We start from the raw sequence: 18,181 nt of genomic DNA on the forward strand, positions 1-18,181 counted from the left end.
GACTATCAAAATGGCTATATGGATCATACGCTAGAAACCCGCTCGTCTTCAATAAAGTGGAGTCCATTCAGTAGTTTGGGGCATGTCCCCTGGCTCTGGAAGCGTTGCGTCTGCCTTTTCTACCTCTATGCCTACCGTTCTCGCGCTCCACCTGATACTTCCTTAAAAGTTACTTTCAAATCCTTCCATTAAGGGAGGTCTACGCATGGTTTGAGTATTCATAGGAAGCAATTATGTTGATCTTAAAGCGCCGGACGGGTGAAAACTTACGGATTGGAGCGAGCGTTTCAATTACGGTATTGGAAGTTAAGGGCAATCAGGTAAAGATAGGCATACGTGCCCCAAAATCTCTACCTGTTCACCGTGAGGAAATCTATAGACGTGTCCAACAGGAGAGGGTGCTGGGGGATGAAGTTGGTTGAGATTACGGAGCGCCCTAAGCAAGGGCGCGCGTTGGCGTGTTCAATCCGCTAGGCGATAGGGTTAACGTTCTAATAACTGGCAGCTGGAGCGTATCGTAAGCTATTCGGCGTGTGTCTTTCACGCGCGAAGTTTATTAGCTTGTTATAAGCTACTATGCACTTCTCTTCTATTTTTAAGATCTTCACCACAAAATGGGCAGTATCTTATAAGGAGGTGATGAGAGCACATCTGTGAGCCAACTTTCCCTTTATAACCATCCTCAATATCAAATTCAGTCGCAGATTGCCACTGCGAAAGAACCCAACCCCATTCCACTTGATTAATTTTTTGATAGAGAATTTCAGCATCTTCGTACTGATTTTGCTTACAACTATGCTTTAATTTTTCTTTACTCATATGGATTTATAGCGCCTACGGTAGAGCGTGGAGGTGTGAAAGCACCAGAGTCCAGCCCGTAGTGCGTCTTTGAGCATATTATTATGATGCTGGATAATTTGACCGGAAGTTACCATGTTAAACACCAGCCTTGATCATTGATTTGATTTTTTCGGCCTTTTCAAAATGATCAAGTTGGTGCGTTTCTATCCACCACTTCGCGGCCTCCATTAGAATTTCTGGCTGATCATTCTTGTTTTTGAAAAATGCATAGAAAGATACTCCTACATTACTACCTTTCTTTTCTATTTTTTGGTCACAAACGTCAATAATCTTTTTCCTAAGATCTGCTCTCAAAAAACTTTTTCCTTAATTTTACAGCACCATGCCGTCTACATTTGTGGCTCTATAGTGTAGTTGTAAGCAGCGGAACAAAGATCCTATCGGCTTTACCGATGAACCACGACACGTTTAATATGGTTTGCTAGTGCTTAGTTGAAAAGTTTAAGCACATATATAAGCCCAGCTACTATAAACGATATAAGTATAGCCAACATAAAGGTGTTGATGAAGTTTAAATGATTACTAAGTTTTGTGGTGAAAGTAAATCTATATGTTTTTACTATTTTTTCTATTTGCCCAGTGCTTCTTTCTTGAATCAGAAATAGTCCATATTTAACGAATCCAATAATCAATAATAAAATTGCATAGATAAATAATACAAAAAGTATAATTGGGATCAAAGTTTCCAATTTTCTCGATTCCCATTTTAACCATAGTTCTGCCAGCAGGGGGCGCCAAAACCAAAACGGAGGTTTTGGCATCCCTCGGGCTGGCCTTCTTAACTCTCTATGATGCCTTGCTTAATTAGTGTTTTTTTCGCAAACCCTACGAAGAAATAGATAGCGACTGCATGAATAGCTCCGATAATTGCAACTGAGAGCAAAAGAACTGAACCGCTTGTTTCATGACCAGATTCGGAAAGTGCGATAGCCCCGAAAATAGCTTGAATAACTACGTTAATAGTGATGAGGGCAATTACTACCCTGGTTTTTTCACTTTTATTGAAATAGCGGCGATTCTTATTAGCAAAAGAAGAGCATACCCAAAATATCGAGCCCATTAATATTCCGAAATTTACGCCGCTATTACTGTCAACGCCAAAATAGTTAAGTGTAAATCCTACGATGAAAATCAGTGTTATATAAGTTAAAGCGAACCGGGTTAATACTCCTCGAATGCTCATTACTTCTCCTTGTGTAGTTAATGCCAGGTTCAGCGGAACGTACTGCAACCATTTGTTATGATTTGCTATGGAAAAATACAGTTACAACTTTCCTTTTGTATAGAATTTACTTCCATGTGATCGTGTAACTCATTATATAGGTTTACACCTTTGTCTATTTCTTCCTGGGTAATGTTCATATTGAGATACTCTCGACAATACTCAACATGTTCCAATGGGTCTTGACCGGAGAGTTGGATAAACGCAAGCTGTTCGTACATTTGCGGCCCTAAATCTTCAGTATGCTCAGTTCCTAAATCATCCATAGCCCCCCAGCAACCACCTTTGGCTGCGTAAAAAACTAGCTCTCTGGCTTTCGTCTGTAAATCCTTGTACGGTTTTCCGTCTTCCTTGAGTTTTCTAGCTTCATCTCCTAGCATTCGACCGTACAAGTGCTTCCCCTTTACAGAGCCAAGTTCAGAAGCACGTTTTGCTACCTTTTTCACCTCACCCGGATATAGTCGGTCTAATACTTCTTCGAATTCATCTTTATCATCATACTCACATGCATCAAGTTCCCAACCGAGACTTTGTAACTTTGACTCAATCTCTTTTAGGTCTGTGATTTGCTCATAACTCATAGTTTATGACTCCCCCTTATTTGAAACATGGCATTTATATAGTAATCATTCTGACCACTATTATGATGATTACTATTCTGGAATCAATCTAACGAAGAAGTACGTAAGAACCTTGAGGGATCAATAAATCACATACAAACCGGAACTCTTGTCCCAAGTTCAAAAATAATTAGTTTGGTCACTATCCCCAATGAATAGTTTTTCTCTAACTCACTATTAGACCTAGAGTTTTCAATCAATCAGAATCTTTGTATAAAAAATAACAGTCAAACCGATCGGAAATCATGTTGATTTCTTATCAGGTACTTAGGAGGGTTGAAAGATTGAGCGTAGCTTGAAGCGTTTTAGCGCGCTTTAGGTCGTATACCACTTCGGTAAAGCTGATTTTGGCGCTGACAAACCCATAGGCGATGCAGGTACATTGAGTACATACTCAGGTTCTGAAGTTGCTAGAAAATCGAAAGGCACTAGGGCTAGAAGGGGTCGTTTGATTTATGTCAAAAAAAGAAAAGGGGGCAGTGCCCCCTTTTTTAAATCAGCTCCGCTCTTTAATGGAGCGGATTACCAGTAATCTTAAAGGTTACTGATTTCCTCAAGTTGCTGTTGCAGACGCTCGTGAGCACCTTTCATTTCTGCAAGCTTGTCCTTCTCCTTGGCAACAACGGCTTCGGGGGCTTTGTCTACAAACTTGGGATTGTTGAGTTTGCCTTCAACCCGCGCGAGTTCTTTGGAAAGTTTATCAATCTCTTTTTGTAGACGGGCGCTTTCGGCTTTAACGTCGATCAAGCCGGCCATGGGTACCAGCAATTCCATATCGCCTACCAGGGCAGTGGCGGAGGCGGGGGCCGCTTCTCCACTTTCCAGCCAGGTGATTTCTTCGAGGCTCGCCAGTTTGATCAGCAGGCTGCGGGCTTGCTCCAGAAGTTCTTTGTCTCGGTTGGAACCGCCGCGCAGGATCAGTGGGATTTTCTTCGCTGGGGAAATATTCATTTCACCGCGAATATTACGCACGCCTTCAATAACCTGCTTCAACCAGGCAACGGCCGCTTCCGCTTCCTCGTCGATCTTGCTGTTATCGGCTTCCGGGTACTGTTGCAGCATAATGGTGTCACCGTTGGAGCCGGCGAGGGTTTTTACACGCTGCCAGATTTCTTCAGTGATAAACGGCATCAGCGGGTGGGCCAGACGCAAAATGGTTTCCAGTACGCGGATCAGGGTGCGGCGGGTGCCTTTCTTCACTGCGTCGGAGGCGTTGTCGTCCCACAGTACCGGCTTGGACAGTTCCAGGTACCAGCTGCAGTACTCGCTCCAGATAAAGTCGTACAGGGCCTGGGAGGCGAGGTCGAAGCGGTAGGTGTCCATGGCTTCGCGTACGGTGATTTCGGTGCGCTGCAATTGGGAAATAATCCAGCGGTCGGCGATGGTCAGTTCAAAATCCGTGCTGCCGTCCTGTCCACAATCGTGCTCTTCGCAGTTTTGCAGCACGTAGCGGGAGGCATTCCAGATCTTGTTACAGAAATTGCGGAAGCCTTCGATACGGCCCACATCAAACTTGATGTCGCGGCCGGTGGATGCCAGTGAGTAGTAGGTGTAGCGCAGGGCATCGGTACCAAAAGCAGAGAAACCTTCGGGGAAGTCCTTGCGGGTTTGCTTTTCGATTTTCTCGCGCAGGTGCGGCTGCATCAGGCCGCTGGTGCGTTTCTGTACCAGGCTCTCCAGGTCGATACCGTCGATCAGGTCGATGGGATCGATCACGTTGCCCTTGGACTTGGACATCTTCTGGCCGTGGTTATCGCGCACCAGGCCGTGCACGTACACGGTGTTAAACGGTACTTCCTTCTTGAAGTAAAGGGTCAGCATCATCATACGTGCGACCCAGAAGAAAATAATATCGAAGCCGGTGACCAGTACGGAGCTGGGGTGGAAGGCTTTCAGTTCTTCGGTATCTTCTGGCCAGCCCAGGGTGCCGAAGGTCCACAGGCCGGAGGAGAACCAGGTGTCGAGTACGTCGTCGTCCTGGCGCAGGCTGATATCGGCGCCCAGGTTGTGCTTCTCGCGCACTTCCTCTTCGCTACGGCCAACGTAGACTTTACCTTCGTTGTCGTACCAGGCGGGGATGCGGTGGCCCCACCACAGCTGACGGGAAATACACCAATCCTGGATATCGCGCATCCAGGAGAAGTACATGTTTTCGTAGTTTTTCGGTACGAACTCAACGCGGCCATCTTCAACGGCGGCGATGGCTTCATCGGCCAGGGGCTGGGTTTTTACGTACCATTGATCGGTGAGCCAGGGCTCAATCACGGCGCCGGAGCGGTCTCCGTGAGGTACCTTGAGGGTGTGGGGCTCTACTTTTTCCAGCAGGCCGAGGGCGTCCAGGTCATCGACAATCTGGGTGCGCGCGGCAAAGCGCTCCATGCCCCGGTATTTTTCCGGCACTGCGTCGTTCAGGTGGGCGTCGGCATCGAGGATGTTAATCATCTCGAGGTTGTGGCGCTGGCCCATTTCGTAGTCGTTGAAGTCGTGTGCCGGGGTGATTTTTACACAGCCGGTGCCGAATTCACGATCGACGTATTCGTCGGCAATAATCGGGATTTCGCGATCCGCCAGGGGCAACTTTATGGTCTTGCCAATCAGGTGCTGGTAGCGCTCGTCTTCCGGGTGTACGGCTACGGCGGTATCGCCGAGCATGGTTTCCGGGCGGGTAGTGGCAACTACCAAGTGGCCGGAGCCGTCGGAGAGCGGGTAGCGGAAGTGCCACAGGTGACCCTGCTTCTCTTCGTTTAATACTTCCAGGTCGGAGATCGCGGTGTGGAATTTCGGGTCCCAGTTCACCAGGCGCTTGCCGCGATAAATCAGGCCGTCTTCATACAGTTTGATAAAGACTTCCTGCACCGCTTTGTAGAAGCCGTCGTCCATGGTGAAGCGTTCGCGGGACCAGTCGGGGCTGGCGCCCAGGCGGCGCAGCTGGCGGGTAATGGTGCCGCCGGACTCTTCCTTCCACTCCCAGACCTTCTCAGTAAACTTGTCGCGGCCCAGGTCGTGGCGGGATACGCCTTCGGCGCCCAGCAGGCGCTCTACCACCATCTGGGTGGCGATACCGGCATGGTCGGTGCCCACTTGCCACAGGGTGTTGTCTCCCTGCATGCGGTGGTAGCGAATCAGGGCGTCCATGATGGACTCCTGGAAACCGTGGCCCATATGCAGGCTGCCGGTGACGTTCGGCGGCGGGATCATGATGCTGTAGGGCTTGGCCTCAGTATCCCCGGAAGGCTTGAAGTAGCCGTTCTCCTCCCAGGTTTTGTACCACTGCTGTTCGATGGCGTTGGGCTGGTATGTTTTGTCCATGCGGGCGGGAAACCTTGTGTTTAACTGACTGCGTGCACAGCGTTTTGGCTCAGGATAGTCTGGTGCTTGCTCGGGCTGCGCGGAAAAGGCGGCAATTATACCGCCGGGGTCTGGTGGGCAAAAGGCAGTATTTGAGCTTAGGGAGTTATTCAGAGGCTCCCTTAGGCCGTCTCTTAATCCCAAACGCCGAGCTCGTCGACCACGTGTTCTATTTGGGCGCGCAGGCGGCGCTCCAGTTTGGGCAGCTGCTGGGCGACGAGTTGTTCGATCAACTCCTGGCGCTGGCGCTCTTTGGCGGAGGGCTCAGGGTCTGCGGCCGGATCTTCTTCGGCGGCTTGGGCCTCAGTGCTTGGAAGTTCAACTTCTTTTTTGGCTTCAGGGGCTGGGGCCACTGTTGTTGGAGCTTCTGCTTCTACTTCCGGGGCCGGGGGCACTGGGGCTTCGGTTACTTGGGTATTTTCTTCAGCTGGCAGGGGCCGTCCACCGGTGAGGCGGGAGCGAATATGATTTGGCAGGAACGGGTTTTCCGCTCGGGGCTCCGGCTGCGGTTCGGGCTGTCTCTCCGGTTCGGCCTCTGGGAAATCTTCAGTTTTGCTTTCCCGGGAAATCTGCTCTAACGGTGTTTCAACCGGTTTTTCTTCAACGGGCTCTTCGTCGATTTGCCCGGTTTCTGCGGAAGCCTGCGGTTCCTCATCCTCTACAGCCAGCTCTTGAAGCGGGCGCAATAGAGCCAGGTCAGACTCTGCCAGCGACAGGGATTGCTGGGCCAGCATCTCTTCTTCAACCGGTGAAAATAAAATCGGTAAGTCGATATCTTCCAGTGAGGTGTCGATATCTTCGAACTCACTGGTAGCTGGTGTCCCACTGGGTTTTGCTATGTCGTCAATAGTGGGAAGAGTGGGGGGCTCTGGGGTTACAGGATTACCCTGCTTGGCCACCTGGCTGAGCACGGGGATTTCTTCATTGTTCTCGTCGGTGACAAGCAAGTTGTGCAGTGAATTAAGTTCATCCAGAAATTCACTGGGCTGCTTGCGCTGCTGTCCGCGGTGCTTGTGTTTGTTTTTTTTGCCGGACATGACTCTCGGACGTAGTTAGAGGCTCTAATTGATCTTATGGGATTGTAACGGATATCCGCGATCGCGGAAGTGACCAAATCGCAATCGGGACCGTTTTAATGGTTCCGGTTGTTGGATCACAACTTCTGCCAAGCGTTCAAAGCGGCTAAACCATTTGGGTACTTTGGAGCAGAGATTGATCAGTAAGCCGTGGTGATCTGCGGGGTCTTCTCCGCTATTAATTTCTATTTGCGCCTGTTGGTTTTCAGTTTGCGGGGCGTGGGGCAGAAAACTGTCCTCGCGAAATGTCCATAGCAGTTGATCCATCTGTTCCGCCCGTTGCGGGTCGTCCACCGCGATTAATACACGCATACCCGCGCGGAAGGCTTTCTCAGCCAGGCGGCAGGCAAAAACATCGGCGTGTTCCGGTTGGTCGGAAGAGAGAATATAGAAATCAATGCGAGTCATTTCAGATACTGGTCAAATAATCCCGGCCATATTGATACGCCGCCAAAAGCAAAAGCGGCCCATTAATTAATGGACCGCCCGGCGGCCGGGCACCGATGGTGCCGGCGGCTATTGTGCGCTTTGGCTACTTATTTGCCCAGTAGATATTCAACCAGTAGAGGAACCGGACGGCCGGTTGCACCTTTCTGTGCGCCGGACTTCCAGGCACTACCGGCAATATCCATATGTGCCCACTTGTAGTCTTTGGCAAAACGCGCCAGGAAGCAGGCAGCGGTTACTGAACCGGCTTCGCGTCCACCGATATTTTGGACATCGGCAAAATTGGAATCCAGGGAGGACTGGTACTCGTCCCACAGTGGCATTTGCCATGCGCGGTCGCCAGTAGTTTCGCCAGCCTGGAGAAGGCTCTTGGCCAGTTCTTCGTTATTGGCGTAGAGACCGGTGGCGTGATGGCCCAGGGCGATAACACAGGCACCGGTGAGGGTGGCGATATCAATCACTGCGCTGGGCTTGAACTTGGCTGCGTAGGTGATCGTATCGCACAGAACCAGGCGGCCTTCGGCATCGGTGTTGAGGATTTCGATGGTTTTGCCGGACATGGAAGTCACAACATCACCGGGCTTGCTGGCGCGGCCGCTGGGCATATTTTCAGCAGCGGCAACCAGGCCTACTACGTTGATAGAAGGCTGCAGTTCAACCAGGGCGTTCATCACGCCGAAGACACTGGCGGCACCGCCCATGTCGTATTTCATTTCGTCCATAGCCTGGCCCGGCTTGATGCTGATGCCGCCGCTATCGAAGGTGATGCCTTTACCAACCAATACCACAGGTTTTTCGCTGGCCTTGCCACCTTTGTAGTTCATGGCAATCAGGGCGGGGGGCTCGTCGCTGCCTTTGGAGACGCTGAGGAAAGCACCCATGCCCAGGGCTTTCATTTTCTTTTCGTCCAGCACGCTGGTGGTGAGCTTTGCATGTTTTTTGGCCAGCGCCTTCGCCTGGGCAACCAGGTAGTTGGGGGTACAGATATTGCCTGGGAGATCCCCCAAATCACGGGCGACATTGCTGCCCAGTGCTTGAGCGGCACCCACTTCCATGCCGCCTTGAATAGCTTTCAGCTGCTTTTTCTCTGGGGCGTGGATGGTGAATTTCGCCAGGGGCAGGGGCTTTGCATCGGTGCGGGACAGGGTGTAGCGATAGCTTGCCAGACCGGCGGCCATGGCGATTTGCTGTGCTTTCCAGCGATTATCGGCACCTTCAACCTCTACTTCGCACAGGTAGCTCGCGGCTTCTTTAAAGTTCTTTACTCCATTGGCACTGCTGGCTGCCAGCTTGCGGAATTCCGCCTGGCTGATGGTGCCTTTACCGGTGCGTACGACCAGAACGCGCTCGCTGGGAACGTCGATAAGATTGATCAGCTGGGTGCTGCCGGATTTGGCCCCCAAGTCCCCGCGCTTGAGGATTTTTGCAATCATTCCCCCGGTCAGTTTATCCAGGCTTTTTCCACTTTCGCTGAGGTTATTTTTGGCATCTGCTGAAATAATTGAGCAGGCACTGCGTTGTTTACTGATATCTGCAACCTTGGCGGAGAACTGCATTTTTCGCTTTCCTTAAAATCTGACAATAGATTGCATGCCTCTAGGCCGAGACATAGCAAGAATTTTTAGTGATAATGCGTCGCACAAGTTTAACCCGCCTGCCTGTGGATTGCTGTACCTAGAGGGAAACTTGCTCGTTTTTGATTCAGACACCATCACACCGCTGTCACCAAGGAATTTGTTCGCCCTGTGATTATTTTTCGCTATCTCTGCCGCGAGCTGCTGTTTGCCACGCTAGCGGTTAGCGCAATTTTGCTGTTAATTGTGATGAGCGGCCGATTCGTGAAATACCTGGCGGAAGCTGCTGCCGGTGATATTTCGGCGAATATCCTGTTCTCCCTGATGGGGTTCCGTTTGCCGGGATTCCTGGAACTGGTATTACCGCTGGGCCTGTTTGTGGGGATTCTCCTCTCCTATGGCCGCCTTTATATAGAAAGTGAAATGACGGTTCTGCACGCCTGTGGCTTTAGCGATTGGCGTTTGCTGGGCTATACCATGATTCCAGCACTGATGCTGGCGCTGGTGGTGGCGTCCATGAGCCTGTATTTCTCTCCGGCGGGTATGGAGCGTTCTACCAGCCTGTTAAATGCAGAAAAGGCGCGCAACGAATTTGATCACCTGGTACCAAAGAGATTTGTGTCCTCCCAGGGCGGCCGCGCGGTTTATTACGCCGATGGTCTGAGCGAAGACAAGTCCACCATGTTGGGGGTGTTCCTGGCTGAGTTGGGTGGTGCGGAAGAGGAAACTGAGGCAGACCAGCAGATTGTCATCCGTGCTCGTGAAGGTGTACAGGAGATAGATCCTGAGACAGGCCTGCGCTATTTGGTACTGCGCGACGGTTTTCGCTATGAGGGTGTTCCCGGTGAGCGGGAATATCGCCAGATGAAATTTGACAGTTACTCAGTGATTCTAGAGGTGCCTCGCGAGCGCAGCCGCTTGCAGGACCAGATGGAATCGGCTTCAACCCTGGATCTTCTTAAAGGCGATGATCCACAACAGAGGGCCTACCTCTACTGGCGCTTCAGCCTTCCGATATTGGTATTGGTGGTTGCAGTACTAGCAGTTCCATTATCCCGTACCAACCCTCGCCAGGGGCGTTTTGCGAGGATGATCCCGGCCATTCTGCTGTATATCACCTACCTGGTAATCCTGCAGGGTGTCAGGGGGGCGATTGAGGACGGCAAGATTTCCAATCCGGCAATGATCTGGCTGGTTCACCCGCCATTCTTACTGCTCGGCTTGCTGTTGTTAGCGGGAAGAAATTGGCGCAAGGCGCCGCCCAAGCGTTTGCCCGAGGGTGTGAAGGAGTCGCCAGGTGAGTAAGCTCGATTTATATATCGCCCGCACCGTTATTGTTGCTGTGGGTGGCGCACTGATGATTATTCTTGGCCTCACTGTGGTCTTTGCATTAGTGGACCAGTTGGGGGAGCTGAAGAAGGATTACGGCTTTATCGATGCCCTGAAGTATGTGGGTTGGACATTGCCGGCGCGTATTTATGAACAGCTGGGCTTTTCCGCCCTGGTTGGGTGTCTGGTGGGGCTTGGTTCATTGGCAGGTACCAGTGAGCTGACCGTTATGCGGTCTGCCGGAGTCTCAATCGGTCGGATTACCTGGGCGGTGATGAAGCCCATTATGCTGCTGATTTTACTGGGCTTGGGCCTGGCGGAATTTGTTATTCCCAAGACCAATGTGATTGCCGAAAGTGACAAAGCCCGGGCATTGGGTGAGCTGGAGGCGAGCGGTCTGGAAAGTGGCCTGTGGCTGAAAGACAGTGGCGAGTTTGTTCACTTCAACGCGGCATTGCCGGATGGTGAACTTTACGGTGTTACCCGCTACCACTTCGGTGCTGATCGAGAACTGGAGCAGGTGGAGTTTGCTGAGCGCGGCCATTTTGACGGCAAGCGCTGGGAGCTGGAGAATAGCCGCACGACCATCTTCACCGGTGAGCATACCGAGAGTGAAGTACTGCCTACGACCGAATGGAAGGCGGAGATTTCGCCAGAGTTATTCGCTTTGGTGGTGCCTTTGCCTGCGGATCTGTCACCGCGCAATCTGTGGGCTTACGGCAAATTCCTCGATCGCAAAGGTGAAGACTCCAGTCGCTACTGGTTGCAGTTCTGGAAAAAAGTATTGCAGCCTCTCACTATCGCCAGTCTTGTGATGGTGGCGATCTCCTTTATTTTTGGCCCTCTGCGTGAAGTAACCACCGGACTGCGTGTGTTTACCGGATTGGTGGTTGGCCTGGTGTTCCAGTTTGTCCAGGATATGCTGGGGCCATCTTCCCTGGTATTTGGCTTCCCGCCTTTCCTCGCGGTGCTGCTACCGATATTGCTGTGCTTTGGCGCGGGATGGTATCTACTGCAGCGGGCCCGTTAGGGCCCCTGGCCTTCTACTTTTTAGACTTCTTGGGAAGTACGCGCACCTCGGATTCGGAGATAAGGTCATGCCACGTGGCCTTGTCGGATCTGGCCCAGGCAGAGAAGTAACCGAGTCCCAAACAAGCAATAGACAGTGGCGCTACGATGGCGCGAAGGATGCACTGGCGCCAAGTGAGCTGGGCTCCGTTTGGACTCGCCAGCAGCAGACGCCAGGCGCGCATCCCCACAGTTTGACCCGCAGCCCTCCAGGACCAGAAGTAATACCCTACGATAACCGCTAGAGCGCCCAGCTGGAAGAATGGTCCGCTGACACAGGGGTTGTAGTCATTTGCCTCGGGCTGGCAGTTGAGGCCCACCACGGTAGAGGCAACCATCAGCGCGATAAAGCCGTAAACCACCAGTAGGCCCATAAGTATCAGGGTGTCGTAGAGCAGTGCGGCCAGGCGTGGACCCACCCCGGCAACAGGGAGTTCAGGAAAGGATTTGGGGGTGTTCGAGCTACTCACGGTTATCTCCGCCGGTTTTAAGTGGCGGAGATTCTAACAAACCTGTAAACGGGGAAGGAGAGGTAGCGCGCCTGAGTTCAGGGGCTCCCTAAAACTCCAGCTCAAAAGAGAACTTGAATTTGTCGTCGGACAGAGAGATGCCATAGTCCACCGAGCTGCCAATCTTGCCCTCGTTGTTGGTGTACCTGAGCAAGCCTGTACGTGCGGCGCGGGAGTTCTGTGTTTTGTACGTTTCTAGACCCATTCGCAGGATTTTGGATAATGCCTTGCCACCTTTCAGGGGCTTAAACTTATCTGGATTGGTGTGCATCTGCAGCCACTGGTAATTCAGGCGTCGCTGTACGTTGCTCATACTATTGGTGCGCAAGTACTCGGCGGCCTGGACCAGTGCTTCGTTATCCATAGCAAATGCACTGTCGGAGAAAAACAGACTGCCGGATTCCATATTCAGGGTTTCATGGGAATCCGGGATAAATAACTCATCGGCAGAACAGACGCAGCACGCGGGCAGAAGAAATAGGCCAACGGTTTTTGGCACTAGTTGATTGGCGCTGAATCGGAAACTGCAGAGTAGCATTCTGTTTACCCCTGGGTGTCAACTTCTCATTTCGATGGCCGCAAGCGGTCGTTGAATTTATTATGGGTCACCCTTAACAAAGCATTTTTTCGAATTAATTAGGCGGCTGATGCAACTCCACTTACTGGACAGTCCGAAAAAGTCATCTCTTTCCTTGGAGGCCGCATGAAATGGATACTTTTTCATTTTTGTCTAAGTGGTCGCGAGCGTGAGCAGGAGCCCGCCAATGTTTTTTTATTATTGTTTTGGTATTTCTGTGCCAATGCTGATGAAAAAATTGTCTTGAATAGCTCCTCTTTCCACCGGATCGGGGCTTAGGTGCCAGGAAAGAGTTCCAAAATGCGCTACCGCAAAATTTTCCCACAAATAATCAGTGAGGATGGGGTTGGTTGGCTATCGGCTCTGGGTTCGTAAATCGCTTCTATGGCAAAGCTGTTGTTGCGAAATAGCTGGACCCAACTTTCCAGGGTGCGGAAATACCAGGGAGCGGCCTCTTCAAAATCTCCGTCAATACCTTCCCAAGATCCCGGGCGCCATCCATCTCGATAGGGCTCATTACCGCAGGCCTGATGGGGGTGAAGAGTTTGGATGACAAAGTACCCACCGGGCAGCATTAACTCTTGTGCATTGTTGAACAGTTGCTCGACAGATTCCTTTCCGATAAGGGAAAAGTTACACACGATAAGTTCAAACTGCTGTTCCAGTTTTTCGGCGCAAATTTCTTCGTATTGCAATTGCCGGTAGGACTCATTGGCGCCTGCTCGAGCGCTGGCAATATCCACTAAATCTTTAACGCCATCGACACCACAGACTCGAATACCTTGCTCCGCCAGTTTTCTACTGAGCCAGCCTTCACCGCAACCGATATCTAAAATGCTCGCAGGTTGGTACGCCATGATTGTGCTGACAATGGCGGCATCAGTGACCAGTCGGCGGCTGGGAATGGCGGCATTGTCTACTACTTTAGTCCACTCATGAGCATTCTTATGCCAGCAGGTGAGTACCTGATCATCACTGAATTCGGAATTGGGCATGCTTGGGTGACCTCCAGCCTGTCATTATTCACAGCTTGAGTGTACCGTCAGTGGACCATCCAGCTACAAAGGTGCTGAGGTCCCATGTCCACTCAAATGATTTTTGATTATGTGATCGTAGGTGCCGGCTCCGCCGGTTGTGTTTTAGCAAATCGGCTCAGTGCCGAAGAGCAGAATCGAGTTTGTCTTCTGGAGGCGGGTCCTAAAGATCGGAGCCCCTTGATCTCCATTCCTGTGGGTATTGGCGAGTTGCTACCGGGTACTCGCTATAACCTACACCACCATACCACGCCACAAAAGCACCTGAATGACAGGAAATTGTTCTGGCCGAGGGGCAGGACCCTCGGGGGTAGTAGCTCTATAAATGCCATGGTTTATATCCGTGGCAATAGCGATGACTACGATGCCTGGGAAGCAGAGGGTAATCCCGGTTGGGGCTGGAAAGGTTTGTTGCCTTACTTCTTAATGTCGGAGGGCAATGAACGGGGTACTGATGCGCACCACAGTGGCTACGGCCCTCTGTCGGTCTCGGATTTAAAGTGGAAAACCCGATCGGGGCATGCTTTTTTACGCGCAGCTGAGTCCCTGGGACACCGGCCGAATAACGACTTCAATGGCAGCCAGCAAAATGGCGTGGGCTTTTACCAAGTAACCCAACGGCGCGGGCGCCGCTGCTCTGCCGCTACAGCATATCTGCACCCAGTTTCTAGCCGCTCTAATCTACATGTCCGTACCAACAGTCAGGTGGCGAGGATTATTCTCAGGGGAGAGAAGGCGACCGGCGTCGAATTGCTTGATGGCACTAAAATCCTGGCGAACAAGGAAGTGATTTTAAGTGCCGGTGCTATCCAGTCGCCACAGCTATTAATGCTGTCCGGTATTGGGGATCAGGACCAATTGCGTAAATCTGGAGTGACTTCGCAAGCGCACCTTCCCGGTGTTGGAAAAAACCTGCAGGACCACCTGGATATCATACAAGTAGTGGAAGCCTCTGAAGCGGTTAGCTTTTCCGAGGCACTATGGCCGAAGCTCCTCACCGCAATGCGCCTGCCAGAACTGATCTTTTTAAATAAAGGGCCCTTAACCAGCAATGTGGCCGAGGCGGGGGGCTTTGCCAGTTCCAGTCTGGCGGGTGGCAACCCGGATATTCAGTTCCACATGACGGCAGTTCCAACTTTCCAGCATGGGTTTAATAAGCGCACCTGCTACGGTTACTCCCTTCACGCCTGTGCCCTGAGGCCTAAGAGTCGCGGTGAGATCACTTTGGACTCCACCGATCCACGCAAACTGCCCAGAATTGAACCCAACTACCTGAGTGAGCCCGAGGATCTGCAGGTAATGGTGGAGGCATTTGAAATGGCACAGGATATCCTCGCCCAGGAGGAACTGAGTCGCTACAAGAAAAAGTCCTTGCGTCCAGAGCAGAAGTTGAGTGATAGAGAGTCAATCATCCACTATATTCGCCAGCATGCAGAATCCATCTACCATCCGATAGGTACCTGTCGAATGGGGAGTGATGAATTGGCTGTAGTGGACAGCGAGCTAAAAGTACACGGTGTGGATGGACTGAGGGTTGTGGACGCCTCCATAATGCCCACCCTGATCAGTGGCAATACCAATGCGCCTGTGATCGCTATTGCGGAGAAGGCGGCAGATTTGATTATGCAGCGGTCTTCGCGCTCGTTTGTAAAAGAGAATAGACACACTCAGGAAGTTGAATGATTTGGCAATGCCCGCTTTGTGCTGCCCCCTTAACTTTAGGAAAAGATACTTGGCACTGTACCAATCGACATAGTTTTGATCGCGCGCGTGAGGGCTACGTCAATTTGTTGCCCGTTTATCGCAAGCGCCGCAAAGATCCCGGTGACTCTTCGGAGATGCTTCACGCGCGGCGGCGCTTTCTTCACGCCGGTTACTATCGGCCTCTGGTTGATAGTATTTCGGCGCTCTTGCCCTACAAGCCCGGCCGCCGTTTACTGGATATCGGTTGCGGTGAGGGGTATTACCTGCGAGAGCTTGAGTCCGCTGGCTGGCATGGCCACGGCCTTTCCGGTATCGACATTTCAAAATCCGGCGTGCGTATGGCGGCCAAGCGCGACAGTGGCGCTCAGTTTGTGGTTGCCAGCAATGTGAATTTGCCGGTGGTCTCGGAGTCGGTGGATAACCTGCTGAAGATCTTTGCCCCAGCCCCCGATCATGAAATGGAGCGGGTAATCAAAACCGGTGGCCATTTGGTAGACGTATCCCCTGGCCCCGATCACTTGTGGTCACTAAAGAAGTACCTCTATAAAGAGCCGCGTAAACATCCCGCACCAAAAGTGATTGAGAAGTTGACCCCGGAAGTCGATATGCGTTGCTGTTTCCCTTTCGTATTGAAGGGCAAGCAGGCCATTGCAGATTTTCTCGCTATGACGCCTTTTGCCTGGAAGGGCAACCGTGAAGAACGACAGAAACTCGAAGAGCGCGACAGCCTGGAGCTGGAAGCGGACTTTGTTATTCGTCGTTTTATTAAACATAAATAACAGGCATTTGCTAGGTAGAGGTAATAGAGCAGCGTTATGGCGACTCCCAGAGACTTTGGATTTATGCGGCGAGCCCTGGAGCTTGCACAACTCGCTGCTGAGCGCGGTGAAGTACCGGTGGGTGCGGTTTTAGTCCAGGATGGAAAAATCATAGGGGAGGGCAGTAATCGCCCGATTGGGAATTGTGACCCCAGTGCCCATGCGGAAATCGTAGCCCTGCGGCAAGCGGCAGATAAACAACAAAACTACCGCCTGCCAAACACCACTTTATATGTGACGATTGAGCCCTGTACTATGTGCTTTGGCGCAATGGTACATGCGCGGGTAGGGCGGCTGGTATACGGCGCTACCGAACCCCGGGCCGGTGTTGTTGAGAGCCAGCTGGAATTGGCACAAGCCAACTTTTTCAATCACAAGATTACGGTGGAGTCGGGAGTCATGGCGGAAGAGGCAAGCAATTTAGTGCGCGAGTTCTTTCATGATCGACGCTGATCTGGCATTTGCTTTTGTGGTGAACTCAATAGTTGTCGCCACCGTCGTCCTGATTCACCACGAAGTATTGAGTGCCCTTGCCCGGATTGGCCGCTGGATTCCGATCAAGCATAACCTGGCGATTGTCTTGGGGGTGTTTGGCGCTCTGATCGCCCACGTGGCTGAAATATGGCTGTTTGCCTACTGCTACTACTTTATGGTGAATTCGCCTTATTTTGGTACTTTGGTGGGCAACTTTAATGGCAGCCTGCTGGACTGCGCCTATTTCTCATTCACCACTTATACCTCTCTGGGTTTCGGTGATATTGAGCCCCTGGGGCATCTGCGTTTTACCGCTGGCCTTGAAGCCCTTACGGGACTGGTAATGATTACTTGGACCGCTTCTTTTATGTTTTTAAAAATGCAGCGTTATTGGGAGAATTGATCGCAGGGTTCTTAAGATTTAATTCGCGCCGTACGCCCTGTGCGCTGTGTGGGTTTTTCTGCTGGATAGAACTCTTTTGAGTGGAGCCTTAAATAAAAGTGCCTGCCCACACTGCGCCAAAGTTTTCCGAAAGGGTGCAGCCAATAGAGCCACCGGGCGACTTTCGTGCGGTGGATATTGGATTTAACAATGTTGGAGATGTGTTCGTTTTCCCACAAAAGGTGGGGCTCAACGCCATATAGTTTTAGGTCAAATTGCCAGAAGTGATCGAATACCTTGTCGATGGGTTCGAAAATACGGCTGGCATATTTTAAGACTTTCTCCATACCGCGCCGGTTAATCAAATATCCCTGTGCTCCACACCACCCCCGCTCTGGCCGCACTAACTGATGAACACCGTCATTCAAGGTTTGCACGACTTTTCGCTTGCGGACTTTAAGTCCCATCAGTCGAATCATCTCGATATTTTCAGGGAGTTGCTCTAACTCCGCTAAGACGCGGCCAAATGAGGGTTCTAGCTGTACATCATCTTCCAGAATACAGACCCGGTCCAAGCCGGAGCGGTATGCCCGGCGAATTGCTCTCAAATGGGCGAGATAGCACCCAATTTCGGAGTTCTTGAGTTCGCACAAGTGGCGCCACCGGGTGACGTTACTCGCGATATGCTCACCTTCTTCCAGTTCTGGGGTGCCTGAGCGCCCATCAATCCCTTCAATTGTGTTGATATGCAGTCGCTGCATTTTCCCGGCGCTGAGTAATAGGTCAACGTCATCACTGTTTGGTTGCAGAGTGATAATCCAACAGGGGGTATTGGCGATATAGGGTCGCTGACGGCGGCCACGCGAGGTAATTGGGCGTCTGGAGCTTAAAGGGAGGCGGCGACGTGGTCTTGTTGGTGGGGAAAGCGGGTGTCGCTTGGGCTTGTGGCTGGTAGCAGCCAGCAGGCCAGGCAAAAATTCCTGAGCTATCACAGTTGCTAGAATGACAGGGCTTTTCCACCAAGAGGTGTTGAAGAAGAGCCGGGCACCACAGGAGCCTCCTGGACGCTTGGAGGTCAGGGCTGAAACACCTTTAGTTATACCGTCTGCAGGCGGTATAGAAGCGTCATGGGCCATTA

The 18,181-nt window shown here is 51.5% G+C and carries 20 protein-coding genes; 8 read left to right on the forward strand and 12 right to left on the reverse strand.

Annotated elements, in window-relative coordinates; genetic code table 11:
* Nucleotides 1-233 precede the first annotated feature (233 nt).
* Nucleotides 234-422 carry a carbon storage regulator CsrA gene (csrA, locus tag ACJJIM_RS02400; RefSeq protein ID WP_444912244.1) on the forward strand — a complete coding sequence of 63 codons (189 nt, stop codon included), beginning with the start codon at nucleotides 234-236 and terminating at the stop codon, nucleotides 420-422.
* A gap of 142 nt (nucleotides 423-564) precedes the next feature.
* Here csrA and ACJJIM_RS02405 read toward each other — a convergent pair whose 3' ends face one another.
* From ACJJIM_RS02405 to ACJJIM_RS02440, 8 genes are all read right to left on the reverse strand, one after another.
* Nucleotides 565-819: a hypothetical protein gene (locus tag ACJJIM_RS02405; RefSeq protein WP_444912245.1), complete on the reverse strand. Its 255-nt coding sequence runs from the start codon at nucleotides 817-819 to the stop codon at nucleotides 565-567.
* A 117-nt stretch (nucleotides 820-936) separates the two neighbouring features.
* Nucleotides 937-1,155: a DUF6500 family protein gene (locus tag ACJJIM_RS02410; protein ID WP_444912246.1), complete on the reverse strand. Its 219-nt coding sequence runs from the start codon at nucleotides 1,153-1,155 to the stop codon at nucleotides 937-939.
* A 484-nt stretch (nucleotides 1,156-1,639) separates the two neighbouring features.
* Nucleotides 1,640-2,044, reverse strand: a complete 405-nt coding sequence (locus ACJJIM_RS02415) for an ABZJ_00895 family protein (protein ID WP_444912247.1) — start codon at nucleotides 2,042-2,044, stop codon at nucleotides 1,640-1,642.
* Nucleotides 2,045-2,109: 65 nt separating this feature from the next.
* Nucleotides 2,110-2,664, reverse strand: coding sequence for a hypothetical protein (locus ACJJIM_RS02420; protein ID WP_444912248.1), 555 nt, complete (start codon nucleotides 2,662-2,664; stop codon nucleotides 2,110-2,112).
* 573 nt (nucleotides 2,665-3,237) lie between these two features.
* Nucleotides 3,238-6,012, reverse strand: a complete 2,775-nt coding sequence (locus ACJJIM_RS02425; RefSeq protein ID WP_444912249.1) for a valine--tRNA ligase — start codon at nucleotides 6,010-6,012, stop codon at nucleotides 3,238-3,240.
* Between the two features lie 173 nt (nucleotides 6,013-6,185).
* The gene (locus tag ACJJIM_RS02430) at nucleotides 6,186-7,088 is read right to left on the reverse strand and encodes a hypothetical protein (protein WP_444912250.1); all 903 of its coding nucleotides are present in this window, start codon (nucleotides 7,086-7,088) and stop codon (nucleotides 6,186-6,188) included.
* Nucleotides 7,089-7,112: 24 nt separating this feature from the next.
* A complete protein-coding gene (locus ACJJIM_RS02435) occupies nucleotides 7,113-7,535 on the reverse strand; it encodes a DNA polymerase III subunit chi (RefSeq protein WP_282933987.1) in 423 nt (140 codons plus the stop codon).
* Nucleotides 7,536-7,663: 128 nt separating this feature from the next.
* On the reverse strand, nucleotides 7,664-9,130 hold the full coding sequence (locus ACJJIM_RS02440; RefSeq protein ID WP_444912251.1) for a leucyl aminopeptidase: 1,467 nt from the start codon (nucleotides 9,128-9,130) through the stop codon (nucleotides 7,664-7,666).
* A 189-nt stretch (nucleotides 9,131-9,319) separates the two neighbouring features.
* On the opposite strand from ACJJIM_RS02440, the gene lptF reads away from it, so the two are divergent.
* A complete protein-coding gene (lptF, locus tag ACJJIM_RS02445) occupies nucleotides 9,320-10,453 on the forward strand; it encodes an LPS export ABC transporter permease LptF (protein WP_444912252.1) in 1,134 nt (377 codons plus the stop codon).
* Nucleotides 10,446-11,507 carry an LPS export ABC transporter permease LptG gene (gene lptG, locus ACJJIM_RS02450; RefSeq protein WP_444912253.1) on the forward strand — a complete coding sequence of 354 codons (1,062 nt, stop codon included), beginning with the start codon at nucleotides 10,446-10,448 and terminating at the stop codon, nucleotides 11,505-11,507. The genes lptF and lptG overlap by 8 nt, the downstream gene beginning before the upstream one ends.
* Nucleotides 11,508-11,520: 13 nt before the next feature.
* Here lptG and ACJJIM_RS02455 read toward each other — a convergent pair whose 3' ends face one another.
* On the reverse strand, nucleotides 11,521-12,015 hold the full coding sequence (locus tag ACJJIM_RS02455; RefSeq protein WP_413664648.1) for an RDD family protein: 495 nt from the start codon (nucleotides 12,013-12,015) through the stop codon (nucleotides 11,521-11,523).
* An 88-nt stretch (nucleotides 12,016-12,103) separates the two neighbouring features.
* The gene (locus tag ACJJIM_RS02460) at nucleotides 12,104-12,592 is read right to left on the reverse strand and encodes a hypothetical protein (RefSeq protein WP_413664649.1); all 489 of its coding nucleotides are present in this window, start codon (nucleotides 12,590-12,592) and stop codon (nucleotides 12,104-12,106) included.
* Nucleotides 12,593-12,757: 165 nt separating this feature from the next.
* Here ACJJIM_RS02460 and ACJJIM_RS02465 point away from each other — a divergent pair, with 165 nt between their 5' ends.
* Nucleotides 12,758-12,910, forward strand: a complete 153-nt coding sequence (locus tag ACJJIM_RS02465; protein WP_413664650.1) for a hypothetical protein — start codon at nucleotides 12,758-12,760, stop codon at nucleotides 12,908-12,910.
* 26 nt (nucleotides 12,911-12,936) lie between these two features.
* Here ACJJIM_RS02465 and ACJJIM_RS02470 read toward each other — a convergent pair whose 3' ends face one another.
* The gene (locus ACJJIM_RS02470; RefSeq protein ID WP_444912254.1) at nucleotides 12,937-13,626 is read right to left on the reverse strand and encodes a class I SAM-dependent methyltransferase; all 690 of its coding nucleotides are present in this window, start codon (nucleotides 13,624-13,626) and stop codon (nucleotides 12,937-12,939) included.
* A gap of 84 nt (nucleotides 13,627-13,710) precedes the next feature.
* On the opposite strand from ACJJIM_RS02470, the gene ACJJIM_RS02475 reads away from it, so the two are divergent.
* Genes ACJJIM_RS02475 through ACJJIM_RS02490 form a run of 4 tightly spaced genes read left to right on the forward strand, consistent with a single transcriptional unit; the run spans nucleotide 13,711 to nucleotide 17,064 of the window.
* Entirely contained in the window at nucleotides 13,711-15,348 is a 1,638-nt protein-coding gene (locus ACJJIM_RS02475; protein WP_282933980.1) for a GMC family oxidoreductase, read from the forward strand.
* Nucleotides 15,345-16,148: a putative RNA methyltransferase gene (locus ACJJIM_RS02480; RefSeq protein ID WP_413664652.1), complete on the forward strand. Its 804-nt coding sequence runs from the start codon at nucleotides 15,345-15,347 to the stop codon at nucleotides 16,146-16,148. Before ACJJIM_RS02475 ends, ACJJIM_RS02480 begins: the two co-directional genes overlap by 4 nt.
* Nucleotides 16,149-16,184: 36 nt before the next feature.
* On the forward strand, nucleotides 16,185-16,640 hold the full coding sequence (tadA, locus tag ACJJIM_RS02485; protein WP_413664653.1) for a tRNA adenosine(34) deaminase TadA: 456 nt from the start codon (nucleotides 16,185-16,187) through the stop codon (nucleotides 16,638-16,640).
* Nucleotides 16,627-17,064, forward strand: coding sequence for an ion channel (locus ACJJIM_RS02490; protein ID WP_192879377.1), 438 nt, complete (start codon nucleotides 16,627-16,629; stop codon nucleotides 17,062-17,064). Before tadA ends, ACJJIM_RS02490 begins: the two co-directional genes overlap by 14 nt.
* An 11-nt stretch (nucleotides 17,065-17,075) precedes the next feature.
* Here ACJJIM_RS02490 and ACJJIM_RS02495 read toward each other — a convergent pair whose 3' ends face one another.
* Nucleotides 17,076-18,179 carry a glycosyltransferase family 25 protein gene (locus ACJJIM_RS02495; protein WP_444912255.1) on the reverse strand — a complete coding sequence of 368 codons (1,104 nt, stop codon included), beginning with the start codon at nucleotides 18,177-18,179 and terminating at the stop codon, nucleotides 17,076-17,078.
* Nucleotides 18,180-18,181 lie beyond the last annotated feature (2 nt).

It is taken from the genome of Microbulbifer maximicatervae (SeqCode) (assembly GCF_052467615.1).